This window comes from Streptomyces sp. NPDC031340 (assembly GCF_055569945.1).
This window is the reverse complement of the sequence record NZ_JBVIIE010000002.1, coordinates 250,172-271,799: the sequence shown is the minus strand read 5'-3', so window position 1 is coordinate 271,799 and position 21,628 is coordinate 250,172. Positions and strand designations below refer to the sequence as shown.

17 protein-coding genes and 1 pseudogene are annotated in these 21,628 nt (G+C 70.3%); 8 read left to right on the top strand and 10 right to left on the bottom strand.

The window, feature by feature from the left end; genetic code table 11:
* Positions 1–9: 9 nt before the first annotated feature.
* The 3 genes from ACZ5GT_RS02620 to ACZ5GT_RS02610 all read right to left on the bottom strand — a co-directional run bounded on the left by ACZ5GT_RS02620 (position 10) and on the right by ACZ5GT_RS02610 (position 6,119).
* Complete coding sequence (locus tag ACZ5GT_RS02620; protein ID WP_385147493.1) at positions 10–1,482, bottom strand: hypothetical protein; 1,473 nt, start codon at positions 1,480–1,482, stop codon at positions 10–12.
* A 123-nt stretch (positions 1,483–1,605) separates the two neighbouring features.
* Positions 1,606–4,803: an AAA family ATPase gene (locus tag ACZ5GT_RS02615; RefSeq protein WP_469013092.1), complete on the bottom strand. Its 3,198-nt coding sequence runs from the start codon at positions 4,801–4,803 to the stop codon at positions 1,606–1,608.
* A complete protein-coding gene (locus ACZ5GT_RS02610; protein ID WP_037751211.1) occupies positions 4,800–6,119 on the bottom strand; it encodes a metallophosphoesterase family protein in 1,320 nt (439 codons plus the stop codon). The genes ACZ5GT_RS02615 and ACZ5GT_RS02610 overlap by 4 nt, the downstream gene beginning before the upstream one ends.
* A 136-nt stretch (positions 6,120–6,255) precedes the next feature.
* Here ACZ5GT_RS02610 and ACZ5GT_RS02605 point away from each other — a divergent pair, with 136 nt between their 5' ends.
* From ACZ5GT_RS02605 to ACZ5GT_RS02590, 4 genes are read left to right on the top strand one after another with little or no spacing between them, the layout of a single operon-like run.
* Entirely contained in the window at positions 6,256–7,101 is an 846-nt protein-coding gene (locus ACZ5GT_RS02605; RefSeq protein ID WP_125510606.1) for a hypothetical protein, read from the top strand.
* Between the two features lie 48 nt (positions 7,102–7,149).
* The gene (locus tag ACZ5GT_RS02600; RefSeq protein ID WP_450328849.1) at positions 7,150–8,295 is read left to right on the top strand and encodes a hypothetical protein; all 1,146 of its coding nucleotides are present in this window, start codon (positions 7,150–7,152) and stop codon (positions 8,293–8,295) included.
* Entirely contained in the window at positions 8,292–9,800 is a 1,509-nt protein-coding gene (locus tag ACZ5GT_RS02595) for a hypothetical protein (protein WP_469013080.1), read from the top strand. Before ACZ5GT_RS02600 ends, ACZ5GT_RS02595 begins: the two co-directional genes overlap by 4 nt.
* Positions 9,790–11,151, top strand: coding sequence for an AAA domain-containing protein (locus ACZ5GT_RS02590; RefSeq protein WP_037751206.1), 1,362 nt, complete (start codon positions 9,790–9,792; stop codon positions 11,149–11,151). Before ACZ5GT_RS02595 ends, ACZ5GT_RS02590 begins: the two co-directional genes overlap by 11 nt.
* Positions 11,152–11,249: 98 nt before the next feature.
* Here ACZ5GT_RS02590 and ACZ5GT_RS02585 read toward each other — a convergent pair whose 3' ends face one another.
* The 4 genes and pseudogenes from ACZ5GT_RS02585 to ACZ5GT_RS02570 form a co-directional block, all read right to left on the bottom strand.
* The gene (locus ACZ5GT_RS02585) at positions 11,250–12,713 is read right to left on the bottom strand and encodes a UvrD-helicase domain-containing protein (protein WP_469013073.1); all 1,464 of its coding nucleotides are present in this window, start codon (positions 12,711–12,713) and stop codon (positions 11,250–11,252) included.
* On the bottom strand, positions 12,710–13,189 hold the full coding sequence (locus ACZ5GT_RS02580; RefSeq protein WP_450328857.1) for a hypothetical protein: 480 nt from the start codon (positions 13,187–13,189) through the stop codon (positions 12,710–12,712). Before ACZ5GT_RS02580 ends, ACZ5GT_RS02585 begins: the two co-directional genes overlap by 4 nt.
* Positions 13,186–14,061, bottom strand: coding sequence for a DUF6083 domain-containing protein (locus tag ACZ5GT_RS02575; protein WP_469013070.1), 876 nt, complete (start codon positions 14,059–14,061; stop codon positions 13,186–13,188). Before ACZ5GT_RS02575 ends, ACZ5GT_RS02580 begins: the two co-directional genes overlap by 4 nt.
* A gap of 157 nt (positions 14,062–14,218) precedes the next feature.
* Positions 14,219–14,481 (bottom strand): annotated as a pseudogene (locus tag ACZ5GT_RS02570) (helix-turn-helix transcriptional regulator).
* Positions 14,482–14,674: 193 nt separating this feature from the next.
* On the opposite strand from ACZ5GT_RS02570, the gene ACZ5GT_RS02565 reads away from it, so the two are divergent.
* The 3 genes from ACZ5GT_RS02565 (at position 14,675) to ACZ5GT_RS02555 (ending at position 17,170) form a co-directional block, all read left to right on the top strand.
* On the top strand, positions 14,675–15,715 hold the full coding sequence (locus ACZ5GT_RS02565) for a hypothetical protein (protein ID WP_469013067.1): 1,041 nt from the start codon (positions 14,675–14,677) through the stop codon (positions 15,713–15,715).
* Positions 15,716–16,058: 343 nt separating this feature from the next.
* Positions 16,059–16,532, top strand: coding sequence for a PDDEXK family nuclease (locus ACZ5GT_RS02560; RefSeq protein ID WP_307811843.1), 474 nt, complete (start codon positions 16,059–16,061; stop codon positions 16,530–16,532).
* 293 nt (positions 16,533–16,825) lie between these two features.
* The gene (locus ACZ5GT_RS02555; protein WP_469013153.1) at positions 16,826–17,170 is read left to right on the top strand and encodes a transposase; all 345 of its coding nucleotides are present in this window, start codon (positions 16,826–16,828) and stop codon (positions 17,168–17,170) included.
* Here the strand turns inward: ACZ5GT_RS02555 and ACZ5GT_RS02550 are convergent.
* Positions 17,088–17,654 carry a hypothetical protein gene (locus tag ACZ5GT_RS02550; RefSeq protein ID WP_469013063.1) on the bottom strand — a complete coding sequence of 189 codons (567 nt, stop codon included), beginning with the start codon at positions 17,652–17,654 and terminating at the stop codon, positions 17,088–17,090. The genes ACZ5GT_RS02555 and ACZ5GT_RS02550 overlap by 83 nt on opposite strands.
* 389 nt (positions 17,655–18,043) lie before the next feature.
* On the opposite strand from ACZ5GT_RS02550, the gene ACZ5GT_RS02545 reads away from it, so the two are divergent.
* Positions 18,044–18,265 (top strand): hypothetical protein, encoded by a 222-nt coding sequence (locus ACZ5GT_RS02545; protein WP_197923580.1) that lies wholly within the window; start codon positions 18,044–18,046, stop codon positions 18,263–18,265.
* Between the two features lie 486 nt (positions 18,266–18,751).
* On the opposite strand, the gene tpg is transcribed toward ACZ5GT_RS02545, so the two are convergent.
* Both tpg and tap read right to left on the bottom strand, forming a co-directional pair.
* Entirely contained in the window at positions 18,752–19,306 is a 555-nt protein-coding gene (gene tpg, locus ACZ5GT_RS02540; protein ID WP_197923581.1) for a telomere-protecting terminal protein Tpg, read from the bottom strand.
* 6 nt (positions 19,307–19,312) lie between these two features.
* Positions 19,313–21,415, bottom strand: a complete 2,103-nt coding sequence (gene tap, locus ACZ5GT_RS02535) for a telomere-associated protein Tap (protein WP_469013062.1) — start codon at positions 21,413–21,415, stop codon at positions 19,313–19,315.
* Positions 21,416–21,628 lie beyond the last annotated feature (213 nt).

Sequence of the window (21,628 nt, the reverse complement as noted above, 5' to 3'; positions counted from 1 at the left end):
CGGCCTCCTTCAGGCGTTCTCGGTCGATGGGGCAGCGGCCGCCGGGATGCGGAATACCAGCAGGTCGTCTCCGGCGAACACCTCGTCGTCCAGCTCGCTGTCGTCTGCCAGTGCGGCCAGCATCGTGCCGTGCTCGGGGTCGGGGCGTGGCGCTCCGAACAAGCCCAGCACGTGCAGGGCGAGCAGATGATCGAGGTTGTCCCGAGCAGCCTTCGCGGTATGACGGCGTGCTGCGTGCAAAAGCTCGGACAGGCGGACGCCCTCGGCGTCGGCATGCTCCAGCAGCGAGCCGACGGCCGTGTACTGCTCGTCGCGGAACGCAGAGACGTCTTCGGCGCTGGCGAACTCGGGGTCGATGATCAGACTGTCGTCGTCATCCTGCTCGGCCGGCAGCGTCATCAGGCCAGCGATCAGGTCGGGGAGGTAGACGATCGCGGGGCGGCGAGGCGGCGTCGCCGCTGTAACGAACCCGTCCAGCAGCGGATATGCCTGTCGTATCGGCAGCTCCAAGGCCGGCTCCAGCAGCTGGTGCTCGAGGTCGACGTGGGACCGGCTCGGGGGCGGCACGAAGGTCTGGCGTTCCTGCTCGGCCCGGAACCGGTCGCCGACCTCCTGCAGGTTCGCTTGCAGTGCCGCGTGCCTGCGTAGGCATTCCTCGAGGATCGCGATCAACTCGGCGGCCTGGGCCGGAGTGGCGTCCTCGGTACTGTTCTCCATCATCCGGACCAGGTTGTCCTTGATGGTGCTCTCGGCGCTGATGCGGTCCTCGATGTGTTCCAGCGCTTCGGTCTGCAGGCGCTGCACGTCACGGTCCCAGTCCACCGAGCGGATATCCCGGCGCATCCCCTCCAGCCGTGTGCGGATGTACTCGGCGTACTGCACGGTGCGGCGCAGCGCCATCTCCGCAGCGCGATGGGCGTCCGTCAGCCGTCCACGTCTCACCAGGGCTTCCAGCTTGGCGTCGGCGGCGACCTGTTCGGAAGCGATGTCGATGTCCACCGCGCCGACCAGCACCGCGATCGCCTCGTTGGAGGCACGAAGCCGTGGCCGTCCATCGTGTCCGGCGACTTCGCGCAGCAACTTGAAGGAGAAGCGGTGCGAGGCGTACGTACCGTCTGAGGCGATGCCGTAGACGTGGCTGAAGTCGCGGTCGACTGTCCCGACGTTCAGCAGGCTGTCGAGGACCCAGCGGGCCACGTCGGCGTGTTCGTCGTTGTCACGGTCCGGTATCTGAAGTCCTGCGACGCGCGCCACTGCGCTCACGACGTCCTCGTGACGCGCACCGTCCTCGAAGTCCATCTTCAGCGTGACGGTGTCGATGGCGGTGAGCGCCAGTTCCTCCATCTGGTAGCCGCTCCAGTCTCGCGAGGTAAGTAATGGCTTGCGGCGTTCCAGGTCGAGGACCGGATCGGCGACCGCGAGTGCCTTCACCCGTGTGGCCAGACCCAGGGTGTCGCGGCCGCGGACCCACGCTTCAGACATGCAGTTTCCTTCCCACCCCGTTCAGCGCAGTCGCGATGATCAGGGTGAAGGGTGCCGTTGGGTATCGCCGGGCTGGAGTGCGAACGTATGTAACTATCGGATTGGCCGGACCCATCGAAACCACTATTGGGCCAGTTTCTGCAGGCCGCTGGCTAGATCTGCCTGCACCAGCTCGTCCCGTTGGTCCGGTGTCAGCCAGCGCGCGGAGGATCCAGCAGCGTTCCGCCGCACCCACAGCACGTCATCAACGGCCTCGGCGACGGCGTGCAGATGACTGATCACCATGACGAGGCGGTCGCCGTCGGCCTGGGCGCGCAGCACCTCCAGGGCGGAGTCCAGTGCGGTGGTGTCGAGGGCTGCGAAGCCTTCGTCGAGGAACAGTGAGCCGAGACTCGGCCCGCTGCGGGCGTGCACTTCGGCGAGCGCCAAAGCCAGGGCGAGCGACGCCAGGAACTTCTCCCCGCCGGACAGCCGGTTCGGCTGGTGGACAACTCCGGAGCTGCGGCTGACGATGTCGAAGCTGTCGGCGAAGCCGAATCGCATGTCGGTCATCTGCCCGAGCAGGTCGCTGGCGACGCCGAGCAGCGCACGAGTGCGCAGCGTGGTGAGGTGGCCGAGGAACTTGGCGTCGACCAGTTCGCGGCGCAGCACGTCCAGCGCCTCATAGCGGGCCTCCCCGGCGGCTATCGCAAAGTCCAAGTCAGCGGCTGGCTTGATCAGAACCTGTGCCTCACGCTGCTTCCTGTGCTGGTCCTCGGCCTCTCTGGCTGCTGTCGTAGCCGCGGCGACGAGAGGGTGCAACACCTGCGGTGCCGTCAGGTCGGCCGCGGGGTCGAAGCCGTCGACATCGGCGAGCGCGGCGGCGTGCTCGCCGAGCCCGGTCAGCGCGGCGGCAGCGCGGGCAGCGCCGGCTGCGGACACCTCGGCGAGCTTGTCGCCCAGCCTCGAGGCGGTCTTCGACAGGTCGGCGGTGAACTGGCGGATCTCGGCGATTCCCGGCTCAGCGGGGGCTTGCGGCATCTGATACGGGTCGGCGGCGCCCAGATGCGTGATCGCCTGTGCGACGGCCTGAGCCCACACGTCTAGGGCGCCGCGCAGCTCGTTCAGCGGCCGTTCCACGGCAGTGCGGTTCTCCTGGTCGAGGGCGCGCTGCAGGTCGAGGACCGCGTCCTTGTGCGACCGCTGCGTTTCCCTCTCATCGAACAGCCCCTGGATTTCGGTCAGGCGGGCGGCTACGGCAGCGGCAGCGGCAGCCGCGTCATCTGCGCTCACATCGATCGCTTCGCCCGGCAGCATCGCCTGGATGCGGACAGGCAGCGCGCGGACCTCGGCGGCCATCCGGACCACGGCGCGGGCGTGCCGCTCGGAGGCTGCCGCGGCGTCATCGAGGTCGCGCTGATGCGAACTCCTGCGCCCTGCCAGCGCCTTGCGTTCTGCTTCGATCACGGCGGTGCGGCCATGCACGTCGCTCTGCAGCCGTTCGGCGTGCGCGGCGGCTGCCTGTTCGCATGCGGTGACGGCGTCAGTGATCGGCGCTGTGTACCGCTCGGAGGATTGCTCCAGGTGTGCGGCGCTGGCGGCCGGCACGGCCAGGGCTGCTGCGGCCGCGGTCAGCGTCGCAGCAGCTGATTCGGCGTCGAAGTCTGCCTTGGTTGCGGCGGCCAGGGCCGCGAGGTCCGCGAAGGCGCGCACTGCGTTTGCTGTGGCGTCTTGTGCCTTGTGCTGAGTGCTTTGATGCTCCCTCCCGCGTTCGGACACGGCCTCCTCGGCCGCGGTCACGGCGGCGCGGGCTTCGGCGAGTCGGCCGGCGGCCTTGTCACGTGAGGCCTTCGCCTCGCGCAGCTGCTCTCTCGCGGCGGCCAGCTCGGCCGTACCGGTCTCGGATGCGGGTTCGAAGTCGGCCGGAAGCTTCCGCCGGCACACGAGACAGTCGCCGCCGGGATGGAGTTCGGCGGCGATCGCGGCAGCCTTGTCCCGCAGCTGGAGCGTCTCCAGATGCGTCTCGGCGTTCGTGACGTCTTTCTCGGCTGTGGCTGATTCCGCTTGCAGCGGGCCGACATCCTCGCGAACAACGTCGCGTTTGGCCACTGCGGCGGCTTGATCGCTGGCGGTGTCGGCGACGCGGCGGACGGCCGAGATGGCAGCGGTGATCAGTGTACGGACAGTGGTGGCGCACGTGCGGATCTCTTGGCTCGCCTCCGCGGCGGCACGGGCTGCCTCTGCCAGGGGTTTGGCGTGGTCGGCGCGCTTGGTCAGCTCCGCTTCGGTTGCGACGATGGCGGCGCTTTCGTTGGCGAGTTGTTCGGTGAGTGCGGCAAGCCGGTCGCGTTCGCCACGGTGTTCCTCGGCGCGCTCCGCGAGGGTCTCCAGGACCACGGCGGCTTTGCCGAGGGCGTCCCGTCCTTCTCCGCCTGTGTCGGCTGCCGTGATCGCTGCGGTCAGTTCATCTTCCCGGGTCGCGGCCTGGGCGGCGCGCTGGTCCAGGGTGTCCCGTCGTGAGGCGATGGCGGCGGCGACGGGCTCGAGTTCGTCAAGGACAGTATGGGCGTCGGTCACCGTGCGCGCGGACAGGGTCCGGGCGGCGGTGGCGGCTGCTTCGGCGACGGCACGCGCTGCGGTGGTTTCCTCCTGCAGCGCTGTGATGCGGTCGATGGCGGTGTTCAGGCGTTCGGCACGGGCTGCGGCTGCGTCGGCGGCCTTGCCGGCTTCTGCCGCGGCCTGCTCGGGGTCCTCCGGCATGACGGCGCGTTTGACCCTGGCATCGCCCAGCAGTCCCTTGAGCGTCAGGCAGTGGCGGGCGGCCATCTGCTGGACGGACTCCAGTGATTCGGCGCCGAACAGTTCCCGCAGCCGCTCGCTTCGCTCCCTGGGGGCGGCGGTGAGGAGCTGGTCGAACTTGCCCTGAGGGAGCAGCCCGACACGCAGGAACGTGTCGTAGCTCATCTGCAGCACCGTTCTGATGCGGGCATCGACGGCGCTGGCGTTGTCGATCTCCTCGCCGGTATCCAGGTTTTTGAGGTGGTGCCGGCCTGCGTTCGCGTTGGTGGCGTGCATGGTGCGGTGTACGTGCCAGCGCTGCCCGTCGTGCAGGAAGGTGAGCTCGACGCTCATGGCCTGCGCGCCGTCCGCGATGAGCTGCCGGGGTTCTTTGGCATCCCAGGAACTCTTGCGGAACAAGGCGAAGGTGATGGCGTCCAGCAGGCTGCTCTTGCCGGCGCCCGTGTCGCCGAGGACTGCGACCAGGCTCCTGCCGGTGAACTCGACGGTGACCGGGGTGGGGTAGCTGCGGAATCCGGTGAGGGAAAGCGCCAGCGGTCTCATCGCGCCGCCTCCGATCCGGTGCCGTCGGCCAACAGACCCGAGCGGTCGACGCCGTCAAGGGACAGGCCTGCGATGGCCGCGGCCAGCAGTGTCTCCTCGCAGCACGGTGCGGGATCTTCGGGATCCGGTTCGGCTTGCAGGTGGGCGAAGGCGGCCATGACGCGGTCCAGGGCTGGGCCGGTCGTGCCACGGCCGGGCAGGTAGTCGCACAGCAGGTCCTTGATGTCGGGCAATTCCCCGGCGGAGGCCTCCCGGTCCAGCACGCGGCCGGCTACCCCGGGGCGGCGCTCCTCGATGTCAACGATCGTCGCCTTCGGCAGCATCCTGGCGAGAGTCTCCGGCAGGAACGCACTGGAGGCCTCGACGTTCACCACCGCTTTCACCCAGGCGTCTCCGACGCGGCCGGCGCGCTGCACGATCTCTTCCAGAGTGCCTTCCAGGCGGATCAGGCGGCGGCCGGAGGTCAGGGGTACGAGTTCGATGCGCGGGTTGGCGCCCGGGCCGACCTCGGCGAGTACGACACTCTTGGTGTCGCCGCTCTCGCCGAAGTCCATCTGCAGCGGGCTGCCGGCGTAGTAGGCGGGGAACCCGGCACGGCCGACGGGCTGCGGCTTGTGAATGTGGCCGAGGGCGCCGTAGGCGACGTCGGGCAGGTCCCCGGCTGCGGCCGCGTACTCAGCACTCAAGGAGATACGCCGCTCCGAGTAGGAAGGGGTGGCCCCTTCGATAAACAGGTGGGCGGCGAAGACCAGGACGTCCCGGGCACCGCGGCCGGCGGTCAGGCGGCGGTAGACGTCGGCTTGGACGGTGCGCATCCGCTCGGCGTAGGTCGCGGTGGTCAGGGCGGGGTCGGCGAAGTCGTAGGTGAACCGGTTGGGATGCAGGTACGGCAGCGCGCCGATGCGCAGCGTCAACTCCCCGTCCTTGGTGGGGTATTCGGCGACGAGCAGCCCGTCGGGGCGGGCGTCGGTAGCAAAGCGCACCCGGACCTGGTCTCCTTCGCGGGTGCCCATGTCGTTCAGGACGAACTCCAGGAACGCCAGGACGTAGGGGGTGTCGTGGTTGCCGGCGACGACGACCACGGGCGCGATCGCACCGAGGCGGCGCAGCGCCTGCGCGGCGCGCCGCATGTCGTCCAGGCTCGGCCTGGGGCCGTCGAACAAGTCACCGCTGTGCACGATCAGGTCGGGGGCGAAGTCGGCGGCGATCTCGACGATCTCGTCCAGGACGGCGTCGAACTCGCCGTCGCGTCGGTGGTGGCGGCCGATCTGGCGACCCAGGTGCCAGTCGGAGGTATGGAATACGCGTCCCGTCACGGGGTGCCTCCAGGAGGACGGTCTGCAGGCCGACGCGGGCTGCGCCGCCGCGGGTCGGAGGTTCGGTGGCAACGACTGTACACACAATCTCAGGAAGAAGTCTGGAAAACTCTGGAAGTCTGGTAGCGTCTGGGCCATGAGTGATCCGCTGGACGCCCTGGAGAAGAGCATCGGCACCCTGCGCCGCGCGATCCGCGACGCCTCCGCCGCCGGTGACACCGAGCGTGCCGGCGAGCTGCGGATGCAGCTGCGCCGCGCCGAGCGGGCCTGGGACGCCCTCATCGACGCCGACGAACCGGCGGCCGCGCCGCCCCGCCCCGCCCCGGAAGCAGCCCCTGCCGCCCGGGGGGCGCAGCTCCCGGCGCGCGAACACGTCCACCGCGCCCTGATGCTGCTCGGGACCCCGGCCGCCCCCAAACTGATCGTCGGCGTGCACGAGGCGTTCTTCCCGGGAGAGCTGTCCGCGTCCAAGCTCTCCAGCCTGCGCCGGGACGAGGAGCGTTCCTACCGCTCCAGTCCGGGTGCCCGCCCGTACTACCTGTGCCCGGCACTGGCGCACGACCTGCTGACACCGGTGCGGGCACTGATCACCATCAGCACCTGGACGCTGGAACAGCGCATCATCGGCCCGCTGTCACCGCGCGTGGACTTCCTCACCAGCGCGATCAGCATCGCCGAAGCGGTGCACACCGCAGCCGAGTCCACACCGGACGGGCCCAGCCCGGAGGCCCTGCGCCTGCTGTGGCGCTTCGCCGTCAACATCCCCGACGCCATGCCGAGGAACGCCTCCGGTCACGAGGGCGCGCTGGAACCCCAGCAGGTGATCGGCGCCGCCCAGGCCGAGCTGGACGTGCATACCGGCACCGACCGCGCCACCCGGGCGGCAGCCGCACGGCGAGCCCGTAAGTCCCTCGGGGACGACGGACAGCTGTTCGGCGCGCCCCTGCAGGGCGTCACGCATCTGCGGTCGGCCCGCGCCTGACTCCCGTCTCCCCGCAGCCCTTTCTCCTCCGCAAGGATCTACGAGACCGTGAAAAACCCAGTCGACGACCGCCTCGACGCACTGCGCGGATCCGCGAAGCGCCTGGACTACAACGCCAGGTCGCTGGCGGCCCTGGAGAACAACCCGCGCTGCACGCTGCGGGCCCTGCTGGACGCCTCCGGCTCCGACAAGGCCGCGATCGCCACACACATCGGCCATCCCCCGTCCTTCGGCCAGTCCTCCTTCGCCATCACCCGCGGCAACGCCTTCGAGGCGATGGTGAAAGACAACGGCTGCGCGGAGCTCCTGCGCGTCCTGCGCGAGACCCTGGAGCTGACACTGCCGGAGGTGGGCTACGAGGACCTGAACGACGTCGGCGGCGACGGCCGCTCCAAGCAGCGCCACGAGCGCACCGAAGAGGTCCTGCTGCGGGCCGCCCGGGGCGAGGGCGACGCCACCTTGTTCGACCACCCGATGCTGCGCCTGCTGATCGGCGGGCACAAGGTGTACCTGGAGCCCGACCTGGTCGCCCTCCGCATCGACGGACGCTTCCACGTCGTGGAGATCAAGAGCTTCCCGATCATCGACGACCAGGCAGACTCCACGCAGGTACGGGCGGCGACCACACAGGCATGCGCGTACATCATCGCGCTGCGCGACCTGCTCGGGCGGGCCGGCATCGGCGAGGAGGCCGTCTCCGACACGATCGTGCTGGTCGCGCCGAAGGACTTCACCAACCGGCCGACCGGCGCGTTCGTCGACGCCCGCAAGCAGGTGGCCGCTCTGACCCGTCAGCTGTCCCGCATCGAGCGCATCGGAGACCTGGTGGACCTGCTCCCCGAGGACCTCACCTTCGATCTCGACCCCACCCCTGACAAGAACAAGCAGCCCCGGCGCCCGGCCGAGGAGCTGACCGAGGCACTGGATCAGGTCCTCGTGACGTACCGACCGGACTGCCTGAACCACTGCGAGATGGCGTTCTACTGCCGCTCCCGTGCCCGAGCGGAAGCCTCGCTGGATGTCCTCGGGCCGACAGTGCGCGAGCAGTTCGGCGGCATCGACACCACGACCATGGTCATGGGACTGGCGCGCGGAGAACTGACACCGAGCGAGGACCAGGTGGAGATAGCCGCGGCCCTACGGCACGCCGCACGGCTGCGCGCAGAACTGGAAGACCTCGGGGGTGCGGCATGAGCACGCTGTCGGCGCTGGCACACGTGCAGGCGATGGAGACGATGCAGGCGGTGCCCCGGACCGAGTTCCGGCACCGGCACCTCTCGGGCCGGCCACTGGTGATCGTCCCGCTGGCCATGGCCGGAGAGGCCGGGGCTCCCCTGGCCGCCATGGTCGGCTCCGCCAAGAGGAACGGAACCCTGCTCGTCGTGGCCCAGCCCCGCAACCGCGACCAGCGGTTCGCGTTCGCCGCCGACCTCGGCCGGATCGTGATGAACTACATCGACTCCTTCCGCCAGGACCGCCGCGGGGAAGGCGAGCGTTCCCGGTACACCGACGCGCCTCAGATCCTGGTGCCCAACGCCGGCGGCGTCAAAGCCCTGGCCGACCTGGGCCGCATGTGCCGCTTCCGCGCGACGTCCGGTCCCTACGCGGTGCCGGACGTCGTACCGGAGTTCGGCATGTGGCTGACGTTCCTGGTCGACAGGGCCGAGCAGGCCGGCACCTCCACGCTGCTGCCCGTCACCGCAATGCTCACCGAGCACTGGGCGACCGGCCAGAGCACGCTCGAGGATCAGAACCTCGCCTCCCTGATGGCCTGGATCGCTCCCCCGCCGGGCCTGAGCGTCGAGCAGGCCATGGCCGATGCCGAGAACCCGGACGTGTGCCCGCCGGCGGGCCCGTCAACCTCCCCCGAGTTCGACAACCGCGACCTGGCCCCGGCGATCAGAAGGTTCGACACGGCCCACACCCTCGGCGACCCGCATGCGCTGGCCGCCGCCGAGACCGAACTGCGGGAATTGATCGCGGGACAGATCCAGCCCACCTGGCGCATGGTGTGGCAGGCCATATCACTGCTGCGCTCCGTGCCCGAGGCACCGCGGACCGCCAAGCGCTTCGAAGGCGACTGCAAGGCCTTCACTAAGTACTCCGACTACCGGGACTCCGACGGCCTTCCGCAGCGCAAACGGGACAACGCGATCGGTGCGGCCCGGCGGCTGGGCTGGCTGGAGCACGCGCTGGCCGAATTCGAGTCCGACATGGCGTTCGACGATCGGTTCGTGCTGGCCGATCGGCGCAGCGCCGGGGAGGCGTTCGCCGGGACGGTCGTGGAGGCCGACCCCGGCCGGGTGGTCACCACGGACAAAAACAGACGTGTGCCGCGGCCCCGCGTCACCGTCCGCACCGAAGATCCCGTGCGCCTGGCCGCCGACACCAAGCTGATCAGCCCGTCCCTGCCGGCCGGACACAAAGCCATGATCGTCTCCGTCCTCTCCGACGGCGGCACCACACGGGTCACGGTGGAGATCACCGGCGGCATGGGACGCAGCCGCGTGCCGCAGCAGGGCACCGTCCCGGAACTGGGCGAGCGCATCGCTTACCTACCCGATCCGGGATGGCGCCCAGCGCCGCAGTTCCCGGCCTCCGACGCCACCCCGTGGACACACAGTGCCGCCGACGAGAGCGGCACCGACTCCGTCATACCCGAGGACGCCGCCGCAGAGGAGTGGGGCAATGAGGACTGACACCAGCGCGACGCCCGAACCAGCCGCACCCAACCCTGCAACGGCCGCTGCCGCTGCCACCGAGGCGATCCTCACAGACATGGCCGACGGGCGTCACAGGGCCGTGGTCGTCGACTCCCCGCCCGGCGCTGGCAAGAGCACTCTGGTGGTCCGCGCCGCCCAGGAACTCACCGAAGGCGGCGAGCGCCCGATCGTCGTCGCCCAGACCAACAACCAGGTCGACGACCTGGTCGTACGTCTGGCAAAGGAGCACCCCGGCATCGCCGTCGGACGGCTGAGTGCCACCGGCTACAACCCGCCGCCGGTCCTGAATGCCCTGACGAACACAACCGTCGGCCGCACCCTGGCCGACCTGGCCGGCTGCCGGATCATCGTCGCCACCGCAGCCAAGTGGGCCACCGTCCGCGACGCCACGTTCGGCTGGGCGATCCTGGACGAGGCCTACCAGATGCGTTCGGACATGCTGCTGCAGATCGTCGAACGCTTCGATCAAGGCCTGTTCGTCGGCGACCCGGGCCAGTTGGACCCATTCACGATCGTCGGTACCGAGCGCTGGATCGGGCTGCCGCACGACCCCACGCAGAACGGCGTCAGCGTAATGCTGCAGCACAACCAGAACATCCCCGTACACCGGCTGCCGGTGTCCTGGCGCCTGCCGCTCTCGGCCGCACCCACCATCGCCCAGGCGTTCTACCCGTTCACCCCCTTCACCTCCGGAACCGGCGACGACACGCGTGCCCTGGAGTTCCGCACCGCCGGACTCGCCCGCACCGACCTGGACGAAACCCTCGCGGAGGCCTTCACCACCGGCTGGGCACTGCACGAACTGCCCCGCCGCCACGTCCCGCGAACCGACACCGAGACCCTCCAGACCGCCGCCGACCTCGCCGGTCGGCTGCTGGGCCGCGGAGCGGTCGCCACCTGCGAACGCCACCCGGGCGGGCGGCCCCTGGAACCCGGCGACATCGCCATCGGCGTCGCTCACCGCGACCAGGCCGACTTGGTCCGGACCGCGCTGGCCCGCACAGGCAACCCCAACGCGCCAGGCGTGGCGGTGGACACCGCGAACCGGCTGCAGGGCCGCGAGTTCGAAGTCGTCATCGTCGTGCACCCGCTGTCCGGCCGCCGGGACGCCACAGCCTTCCACCTGGAAGCCGGACGACTGTGTGTCCTCGCCTCCCGCCACCGGCAGGCATGCATCGTCGTCACCCGCGAAGGAATCGCCGACCTCCTGGACAGCCACCCCTCGACCGACCCCGTGCATCTGTCCGTGCCCGCCAAATTCCCCGACGGCTGGGAAGCCAACCAGGTCATGCTGGCCAAACTCGCACTGCATCGCGTCGCCGCGTGACTTCGACACAGGCACCCCGGCCCACAGGTAGGTCGGTCGTCCCACGACGACCACGGTGGCACCCGCAACCGTGAAGGCGCTGGCTCGATGCGCGTTGGTCACCCAGGGGAGCCGTCCGGATGGTCATGAATCCAGGACAGGCCGCCGATGTCGAGCCGGTGGCGGGTACGGGTGACGGCGACGTAGGCGAGGCGGGCCTCGCCGTCATCGATGGGACCGGGCACCGGGCGGCCGTTGTCATCCTGCTGGTCGCTGCCTTGGGGCGGGGTGAAGTCGTCGGCGATTTTCACTCTGGCCCATTCGCGTCCCTTGGCCTTGTGGGCGGTGGAAACGGTGACTTCGGCCTGCTGTTCGGGGACGAGTTGGGCGACCGCAGCCAGGATCGCGTCCGTGCCGTGGGTGTCGACCAGGTCGACGAACGGCTGCAGGTCACGTCCGGCCGGGTCGTGGGCGGCGTAGTCCTGCAGTTCGCCCCAGGAGGGGAACAGGAGCAGTTCGGGGTGGGTGGTGTGGCGGCCGTCCTTCAGGTCACGGGCGGCCTGGGCCAGAGCGCGCAGGCTGTCTCCTCCCCCGGCCAGCCCGACCCGGTGTCCGGCGGCCAGCAGGTCCATCGCCTGGGCCATGGCCCCGACGTTGGTCCTGCACAGCACCGCGTCGGGCCGGGTGAGGGGACCGAGTTCGGTGGGCACCGCATCGGTGCCTGTGAGGCGGAGGGGGGCGCCGGCGATGTGCAGCCAGCGGTTGGCCTCTTCGGCCAGCAGCGGGCCGAAGCGGAAGGACCGCGACAGGGCAAGCTGGGTGCCGTCGAAGCCGGTCATGACGTCCTTGGCGCCCCGCCACTGGTAGATGGCCTGCGCGGAGTCGCCGACCATGACCAGCTGGGCGTGCCCACGCTGAGCGAGGAAGACCTGTTCGACGACGGGGTTGGTGTCCTGGGCCTCGTCCAGCAGGAGGAAGTCGGCGTCGATCCTTGGCTGACTGAGGGCCCAGATCTTCAGGTAGTGGTCGTGGTCGAAGCGGACCGCGCCGTCGTCCGGGTGCTGCAGGTCGGTCCAGGCCTTCTTGGCGAAGGGCACGATGTGGGCGGCGAGTTGGCTGTGCAGGTCGCGGTCTTCCAGGCCGCGCAGGTGCGGCACGTGGTGGCGGGTGATCGCCTCATCGGCGGTGTGGCAGAAGCGGGCCACGGTGCGCAGGGTGGCGTAGGACAGGGCTTTCGGGGAGAGGTCGCGCTCGCCGATGGGGAGGGTTTTGGTGATGCCGAGGGCCTGTCCGGTCTGCCAGGCCGGACGGCGCGGCGCGTTCAGCCGGCCCGTGTAGCGGTGACCGACGGCGGCATAGGCGAGCGCATGGGCGGTCTTGCACCAGACGTTGGCAGGGAAGCGCCTGGTGGCGTCCTGGGCGATGGCCCGGTTGTAGGCGAGGTAGCGGCCGCGGCGCTGGGTGGTGTGGGCGAGCAGGGCCAGGGTGGTGGTCTTGCCGGTGCCCGCGCCGGCCTGCAGAGCCAGGTGCTCGCCGGCATGGAAGGCGTCGGCCGCGGCGGTCTGTTCGTCGGTCGGATTCACTGCGGGGCTCCGGGGATGTGGGTGAGGGCACGTCCGACGGCCGCCAGCAGGTGGGCGGGCGTCGCGTCGGCGAGCAGCTGCTGGATCGCCTGGTCGAGGCGTGCGGCTTCGTCGCGGTCGTGCCGGTCCAGGGCGCGGTGGATGGCGTGCCGGATGAAGAGTTCCGGGGGCTGTGCGGCGCGGTGGGCGGTGTCGCAGATGGCGGCATGCGCAGTGGGCGGGAAGGCAATGTTGAGGACGATTTGCCCGTCGGTGTCCGGGTAGTGCGTGGTGACCACGTCCACTGGTAGCCGTGGCCCAACACGGTGGCGCAGACGGTGCGCGGCCCGGTCGGGGCTCTTGGCGCGCACGAGGATCATCAGGCGGGTGGCGTCATGGTTGGCCGCGAGCGGCAGCACCTGGGCGGCGTGGTGGAGTTCGGCCGGTGTGAGCGGTCGCGTCAGGGTGACTTCGAGGGCATGGTGCGCCACTGTCAGGCCTCCCGTTGGTGGCTGGGCGCGGCGTGTGGGAGGCGGGTGTGGATGTGCGCCGCGTGCAGGAGGGGGTCGAAGACCTGCCAGTCGGCCAGGGCGAGGTCGGCAGCGCCGGGGGCTGCGGCGTGGGCGGGGCAGCGCTGGGTGCGCCAGCGCAGCCGTTCCGCGTACGGCAGGCGGCTGAGGTCGTAGACGGCCATCAGGGTGGCGGGCAGGGTCAACTGGCCGCGCTGCGGGCCGGCGGGCAGCAGGGTCCAGCGACCTGCGGCCGTGTGAGCAGCGAGCACGGGCTGGGGGCAGCGGCGGCGCTGGCGTGTCTGGGCCACACACCGGATCTCCTCCAGCGGCCGGTCGGCGAGATAGCGGCCCAGCAGGAGTTGCACCACGGGCCGGGCGGGACGGCGGGCGTCGGCGGCCTGCTCCTCGCAGGCCGGGTCGGGCGGGGCCGGCGGGGTGAAGGCGCCGGTGTCGACCAGGCGGCGGGAACGGACGGCGAGCTCGCGGCGCACCGCCTCGATGTGCGGGCTCAGCTGAACGATTGCGGGTGGGGTGCGGCCGGGACACAGCACGGTGTGCGGGATGCGGCACCAGGCGCTGCCGTCTGCGTGGGGGTGGGCGATGCCGCAGCTCAGGTGCCAGCGGCAGGACTCGGGGATCTGAGCGGTAGCCAGTTCGTCGGGGTGCAGGGCGATGGTCCGCTGATCGCTGCAAAGGTAGACGTCGATGCGGTTGCCGCACAGGCGGCAGCAGACGTTCTGCCCGCAGCGCAGCAGGCGGCTGGGGCTGGTGGCAGCCACCCGCAGCGGGCGGCGGGCGCGGGTGGTGCGGGGGCTGCCGTCCCAGTGGCGGCCGGTGGAGGCGGTGTTGGGGCACATGGACCGGACCGTGCCAGGCGGCGCGCCGAAGCGGCGGGGACGGCGGAGGCGCGTCCCCCGGGCAGCCCATCCGGGGCGAACCTGCATGCGAGTTGCCGCTTGACCGTTCGGCGCCTGCTCGCCGGTTCGGGTGATTCATGGGCGGGGCTCGGCGGGGTCAGGAGCCCTTCGCCCCGGGCGGGGTGTGGTCGTCGCAGAGGGTGCCCAGCAGGTGCTCGATGGGACGTCGAAGGCGTGGGCGAGAGCGTGCCAGGTGGTGACACTGCCGGTGGTGCGACCGTGCTCCAAGTCGATCAGGGTGCGGCGGGCCAGGCCGCTGCGGTCGGCGAGTTCGTCGAAGGTCCAGCCGCGCTCGCCCCGCAGGCGCGCGAGTTCGACGCGCAGCGCGGTGAGGTCGGGATCGGGCGGCAAGATCGTCACCCCACCATCCGACGGTGCAGGACCCTGCCCTGTCAGTGCAGACCTCTGCACTATTTCCGCTGGTGGACGCCGCGGCCGCCGGCACTGCACGAGTGCAGAGATCTGCACTACGGTGCGGCCGACTCCCGCGCTCGCCTGACCGGGAGGACGCCACACCTCGCCGACGCTGAGCAGATGGGAGGGCACCGAGCCGATGCGGCTTGCCAGCATGCACGCCGCGGTGCAGCGCACCTGGACGGTGGAACTGCGCCCGCAGCCGGGCGGGCCGGCCCTGGCCTGCCCCCGCTGCACCCCGCACCATCCCGTGCAGGCCGCCTCCGCCCGGTCGGCCGCCCTGACCCATCTGGCCCGCCACGCCCGCGCCGACACGCTGCCCGGGCACCTGCGCACCTGCCAGTGCCGGGCCCGGGGCTGCCACTGGCACCCCCGTCACCGCGGCTGCGCCGGCCCCGTCCTGCTTGCCCTGACCCGGGATCTCAGCGGCCGCACGTGGCGGCTCGCAGACGCCTGTGCCGCCTGCGCCGCCGCGATGAGCCACACCGCCATCGTGCCGCCGACACTGCTCAGTCCCGCTCGCATCCGTTCCTCCGCCGACGGGCCGCAGCCAGAACGCAGGGTGCCCGCCTACGGCCCGCCGGAGCAGCAGCGCGTGCGGGAAATGCTCACCTACCTCGCCGTCGCCCTGCCCCGCTTCTCCTCCCCCGCCGCCCGACTGCTGGCCCTGCAGTGCGCCCTGCGCGCCGACGGCCGAGGCCGCGTCCGGCTCCCCAGCGGCCTTCTGCGCAGCATGCGGCTGCACGGCCGTGCAGAACTGTGGAGCGAACTGGAACACGCCGGGTGGCTGCGCTGTTCCGGCCCGCGGCGTCCCCATGTGGAGGCGCGTCTGCTCGATGCGGACATGCACTCCCAGACATCCGGCCGCAGCACCCGCGCCCGCGCGGCGCACTGGGCCCTGAACCCTGTTCCGCTGGTCGCACCGCGCGGGATGTCCCCCACGGTGCAGCTCACCGCTCTTATCCTGGCAGCTCACACCTCTGACGGCTTCGGAAGTGCGGAACTCGACGTGCTTGCCCGGCTGGGCAGTCAGTCCCAGCAGCAGGTGGAGGATCTCCTCGACCAACTGGTCCGCTGCCGTCTCCTTGCCTCCTGGCAACACCTCAGGGAGCACGATGAGATCGCCTGGCACCTCCTCCCCGAACGCGGCGTACCGAGCAGCGCCACACCAGGAAGGTGATCACCTGACAGCCCTTCCCTCCGAAACGGCACGAAAGGCAGCACGTCGGATCCGCGTCCCGCCATCGTCCGGTCCTGCCACGGTGGGACGAAGAGACGTACGGCAAGTGGGCCGCAACTCCGGCGCACGGCTGCAGGGATCAGATCCGGTCATATTGTTTCGAGACAGCGTGAGACGCCATGAGACGCAGAGAGACACCGGCGGACACCCATGAACGCCAATGAACGACAACGACCGCCAACATCCCTGGCCAGGAGTGTCCGAGACGGGGCACCGGGTTGTTTCGAGCCCGAGGAGGAGAGCAACACTTGCCGGTATGCCGAGCTTTCAGCAAAGGAAGGCCGTGGGCGACGCACACGAAAGGCGCGTCGCCGAGGAACTCGCCCTGCGCGGATGGGACGTCAGCCCCTGGGGCCAGGGCGTGCTGACCGAAGCTGTGCGAGTCGCCCTGCGGGGCACCGAGAGTTCACTGCGCTGGACACCCGATCTAGTGGCCGCCAAGGACCGGCAGGTGTTTCTGATCGACTGCAAGAGCCGCATGACCAGCCGCATCACCCATCGCCATGCGGTGGAGCGGGCTGCCGTCATGGCGCACCTCCAGCTCGCCGCATGGACGCAGCTGCCGATCTGCTACGTCTTCGACAACCTCGACATCCTCACTCCCCTGGACGTCCTCATGCTGGGCCGCACAGGTCCGCAACCCGCCGCAGGCTCAGGCTCCCCCTACCACCTGGTGCCCACGAGACGCTCCCTCGCATTCGACGAGGTGTTCGGAACCATGCAGCAGCGGCACACCCCCCAACTCGGCGCCGCCTGACCCGGTCGGCATGCAGCTGCCGACCAGGGCGCCCCGGTCTCCTGCGCCGCGCCCATCACACCCGAGGGGCTCGAGGGCTCTCCGCCACCACTCGGCCGCCGCCGCAGCAGAACAGATGGATCAGGCGGGCCAGCGAAGGCAGTGGGCCGCCTGGTGGGCAGGCAACGGCAAGGGGCGACAGCCCCCAGCAGTTCACAGCCTGGCCTGAGGTCCCTTCACAGCTGGGCCACGCGCCCGTGCCTTGCTCGCCACTCTCACCCACAAGGATTCACGTGGTCCGCGTGGAGACGTTCATGCAGCAGCCGGGCCGGATGCTGCAGCTGGTGTGGGTCGACAGTGCCTACCAGGGTCCGGCGCTGGCGAAGGCGTTCGCCCGCCACGGAGTCCGGATCGAGGTCGTGCGCCGCTCCGACGGACAACGCGAATTTGTCGTACTGGCCCGCAGGTGGGTGGTGGAGCGCACGCTGAGCTGGCTCTCCCGCTCACGCCGCCTCAACCGCGACCACGAACGCCGCCCCGACCACCACGCCCAGATGGTGTGGTGGTCTGCAGTTATCAGGCTGTCCCGGCGCCTGGCCGCAGACGCTCCGCGCTGGCCGGAGAAACGTCCCGGCCGACTGCCCCGGGCGCGGGCATGAACCGTCCGTCCCTCGCCCGCACCAGCCAGCCCCGCTTCTCCAGCACATACGCACGGTGACGGATCTCCTCCACCTCGTTCTTGATCTCCGCTTCCCGGCCCACCGCCCGCGTCAGCTCCACCCCGTTCACCGGCCCCGAAGCAGCCACCACCACGGCGAACACCTCCCGATACAGGCCGCTGAGCACCTCCTCGCCCATGCCAGACCGCCACACCGGAGGCCGCTCGCCATGCCCCACGCCCACACCGCTCGACCCCACGGCGGCAGCCATCACACCACCGGACGGCACGGAAACCGGCGTACTCACCGAGCTCTCCCCGGCCAGCACCGACACGAGCTCCTCACGCCCCACCCGGGCCCGCTCGACCCGCTCCCGCGCGGCATCCACCTCGGCCTGAGCCTGCTCCAGAACCTCCGTCCAGGACTCCAGATCCTGCCTCGCCCACGCCTCACGCTGTTCCATCAACCCCAGCACCGACGGCATCGCACCCTCCTCGATCCACAACAAGCCGCCCGCTGCCTGCCCCTACCCCGTCGCGATCACACCCCGCACACGAAGAAGCCCCTGCTCATCGAACAGGGACTCCCTTTGCCACAACGCACTGAGCGCTTCACTTGGCGGATGAGCGATTGAGTTGGCGAACTGAGCACCCGCGCGTGGGGACGCCTGGCAAGCCGAAGTGCTCAGTCACACGTTGTTGAGCAGGGGTTCCTACTTCCCAAACCCTCTGCGGATCTCCTCGGCGAGGACGCCGTCCTCTTCGCTACCGCGGCCCGTACTCCGGCGGCGTCCGCGACCGCCTCCCAACTCGCCCCGGCCCGCCCGGGTTACGCCGTCAAGCCGGATCAGCGCCCTGGCTACACTCCGACTTCATGACGACGATCTACACGACCCAGGAGTGGAAAGGCCACGGGAGGCAGAACTACTACTGGAACGAGTACAGGCTCGAAGGCGACACCGTCGTCAAGTACAAGTGCCACCGGCAGAAGTTCTTCGACGGCGATGAGAACACCTGGCAGAAGGACGAATCGGTCCAGGATGCCTGGGGACTTGACGACCCGAGCATGCCCGACTGGCTGAGGCGGTATCTCTGATCACGCCCCTATCCCTGGAGCCCTGGAACGCATCACCGCGTGCCTGTATGGCTGCTGACAGACCCCTGAGCCATGAGCGGCGGGGCCGTCAGCGGGCCTGTGGCGCCCGCGCCGGTACGGGCCGGCGGCCGGGGGCGAAAACGCGCGCGGGAACGGGGCCGCCGGCCCGCGGTTGCCGACGCGGGGTGCGCCCCATCGTGCCGATTCGAAGCCCGCTACCCGGGAAGGGCCACCATGGCTGAGGCGCTCACCGGCGCCGGGATCTCGTGGGCCTACCTAAGCCTGAGCGAAGAGGACGGCGTCCTCGCCGAGGAGATCCGCAGAGGGTTTGGGAAGTAGGAACCCCTGCTCAACAACGTGTGACTGAGCACTTCGGCTTGCCAGGCGTCCCCACGCGCGGGTGCTCAGTTCGCCAACTCAATCGCTCATCCGCCAAGTGAAGCGCTCAGTCACAGCCGGCTCACCGCTCACGACCTGAGGGTTCAATCAGTAATCGACGTCGACGTAATCGATGTCGGTGAAGTCCACCAACAGGCCCTGCGCGCGCCGGCCGCGGTCCTTGAAGTAGATGTCCTGGAGTCCTTCGGCCACGATGCTCTGGAGCTGCTCCTCGGTGGCTCCGGCGGCGTGGGCGTCGAAGAGCCGTGCTGCGTAGACGGGGGGAAGGCCCTGAGTGATGGGCCGTAGCCGCGGGTCGTCGGTCGTGCCGGGGGCGGCGGTGAATCCGAAGCGTGCCCGGGTGTCGATGACGATGCCGCCGGTCGTGGCGGCCTGCTTTTTTGCCCTCTCGCGCACGCGGGGCTGCCACCGTTTGCGGACCTCGCCGGCGAGCCGTTCCGCGAGGTCGCGGCGGGGCTGCTTGAGCTGGCCGGTGAGGTAGCGCTCGACGGTGCGCTGGGTGATGCCGAGCAGGTCGGCTGCGGCCTTGGTGCCCTTGGTCTGCTTGACCAGGTATTGCATCTGCTTCTGGGCCGACTTCGGCAGGGGGCGGGTGAAGTGTGCGGCGTCGGCCTTGTCGAGGCTGTCGGCGAGGATGCCCATCGGTGCCTACTCCCCCTCGTCCTGGCCGGAGACGATGCCGGTCTTGATATGCCGGGCGATGTTCACATCCGGGCCGTGCTCCTCGAGCAGGCCCTCGGCCCACAGCACGCTCTGGGTGCCCTCGTGCTTGACCATCCCGGGTGAGACGCCGAGCCGGAAGCCTCCGGGCAGCGGCTTGCCGTCCCGGTACGGGAGGAAGTCGAGCGGGCTGGGCCCGTCGGAGGCGTATACCGCGCAGTCGGAGAGGATCGCGACCGGGTACAGGCCGGCGTGGGTGGCGAGCTGGAGCATCTTGCGGTGCATGTTGACGCGGGCGCTGGCGATGACGGCGGCGCGGATGTCGGGGCGCCAGGTTGGGCGGGCGAGCGCGGGCCAGGGCTCGCCCGGCCGCCAGCCGCCGCTGCGGGCCCGCTCGCGCAGTTTGCCGATACCGCCCTTGACGGTGGCCTTGATGGCGCTGAGCACCGCGGCAAGGACGGGGTCAGTCTGCTGGTGGGCGGCCATCGCGGCCAGGTAATGCTCCTCGGGCATGCCGGGTGTGATGCCGAGGTCGGCCATGGTGGCGACGTAGGCGTCGCGCAGCCGGGTGTACCAGGCGTCCAGGTAGGGGCCGTGCTCGTAGCGCAGGTAGGCCTCAAGAGGGGTGACGCGGTAGCCGAGTTCGACCGCGTAGGCGACCGTCGGGGTGGCATACCAGGCCGGACCGGTGGGGCGTTCGCCGTGCGGGGTGAACGGGCTGGGCAGACGCTCGTCGAGGCGGATGTGGGAGAGGTCAACCAGCCAGGAGCCGGGCAGTTTCGCGTCGAAGAGCGGTCGGTGGACGTGGACGGGGGCGGAAAGGCCGACGGTGAGCCGGTTGGCGGCCGCGGCGAAGGCCATGTTGACGTCGATGCCGACCACGTAGGGCTTCATGCATTCCGCGTCCGTCAACGGCCGGGACCACTGGTAGGCCTCTTCGTCCAGCACCTGGTCGGGGGTGCGCTGATGGAAGCGGGGATACAAGGCGGCGACGGCCGGGTGCCCGTCGGGAGCCTCGGGCGGGGCGCACTCCACCGCCTCGGTCAGCGAGCCGGGCACCGAGCCGGACACCCACTTGCCGGTGGCCGGGTCCTTCACCGCGCGGGTCGGGGGGCGCAGCGCGGTCATCAGTTCCAGGCCGGTGACGGCGGTGGAGCCGCACGGGGTGAGCACGCGGGTGGCGTAGGTGCCCAGCAGGCGGGCGAGTTCGGCGGGCTCCAACTGGTCGGCCGTCCCCCAGGAGCGGGTGTCGAGGGCGCCCCACGGGACGACGGCGAACTGCACGCACTGGCGGCGTGCGCCGTCGGCCGTGCGGTAGACCCGCGCCCACGGGCCGAAGCCCCGTTTTGTCAACTTCCACCGATTCTTGGCGAGTTGCTTGAGCACCTGGTGATCGTCGGGCAGGCGCAGGCCGCGCCGGTCCTCCAGCGCGGTCGGCAGGCCGAGGCGTTGGACGGCGGACTCGGTCAGCACGATCAGCGGGTCGGCGTCCTTGCCCGAGCGGTGCAGGCGGGCAGCACCCAGCTTCGCCTCGCCCAGCGCCCAGTCGACGAGTGCCGGAAGGTCGGTGAGCGGGCAGTCGAGCACCAGGCCGTCCGCGCAGTAGGCCGCGCTGTCGCCGTCCACGACGGCGAGCGGCCCATGGGCGAAGCGCGCGTCCGCTGCAGGCGCGGCCGCTGTCTTCTTGGCCACCGGCGGGCGCGCGCTCACCGCCCGGGCCGGGGCCGCCGGGCTTGCCGCGGACAGGACGGGCGATGTGGGCGCTTGCGGCTGCGCGATGACCGTTGGGCCGGTACGCGGTCCTGGCGCCGAGCCGGAGGGCGGCTGAGGAGTGGGGAAGCGGTCGGCCAGGCCGTCGAGGAGACGGACATAGGCGGCACGCGTGGGCGGGCGCGGTTCGGTGCGGCCCGCCTCCCATCCAGTTACCGTTTCGCGTCGCACGTTCAGCGCCTTCGCGACCTGGTCCTGGCTCAGGCCTGCGGCCTCGCGCAGCCGTTTACGTTCGGCGGGGACCGGCAGGGCATCGTGGGCCGCCGCCTGTTCCAGCAGGGCGTCGACTGATGCGAAGAGTCCGTTCTGCTCGTCGGCCACAAGAGCCACCTCCACCCCCACTCTACCCGAAACACACATTGGATCGCACGTCAAACACACAAGGAGAGCGTTGAGTTGGGGGATCGCGCAAAAATCTGCACGCTCCTGTCCGTCCTGTGCCATCGGGTCTTGGGTGTGTGCCCCCGAACGTTGAACGCCGGGCCATTTCGTGCCAGCGGCGGATGATCGTCCAGATCACGGCGCGTTGCTGCG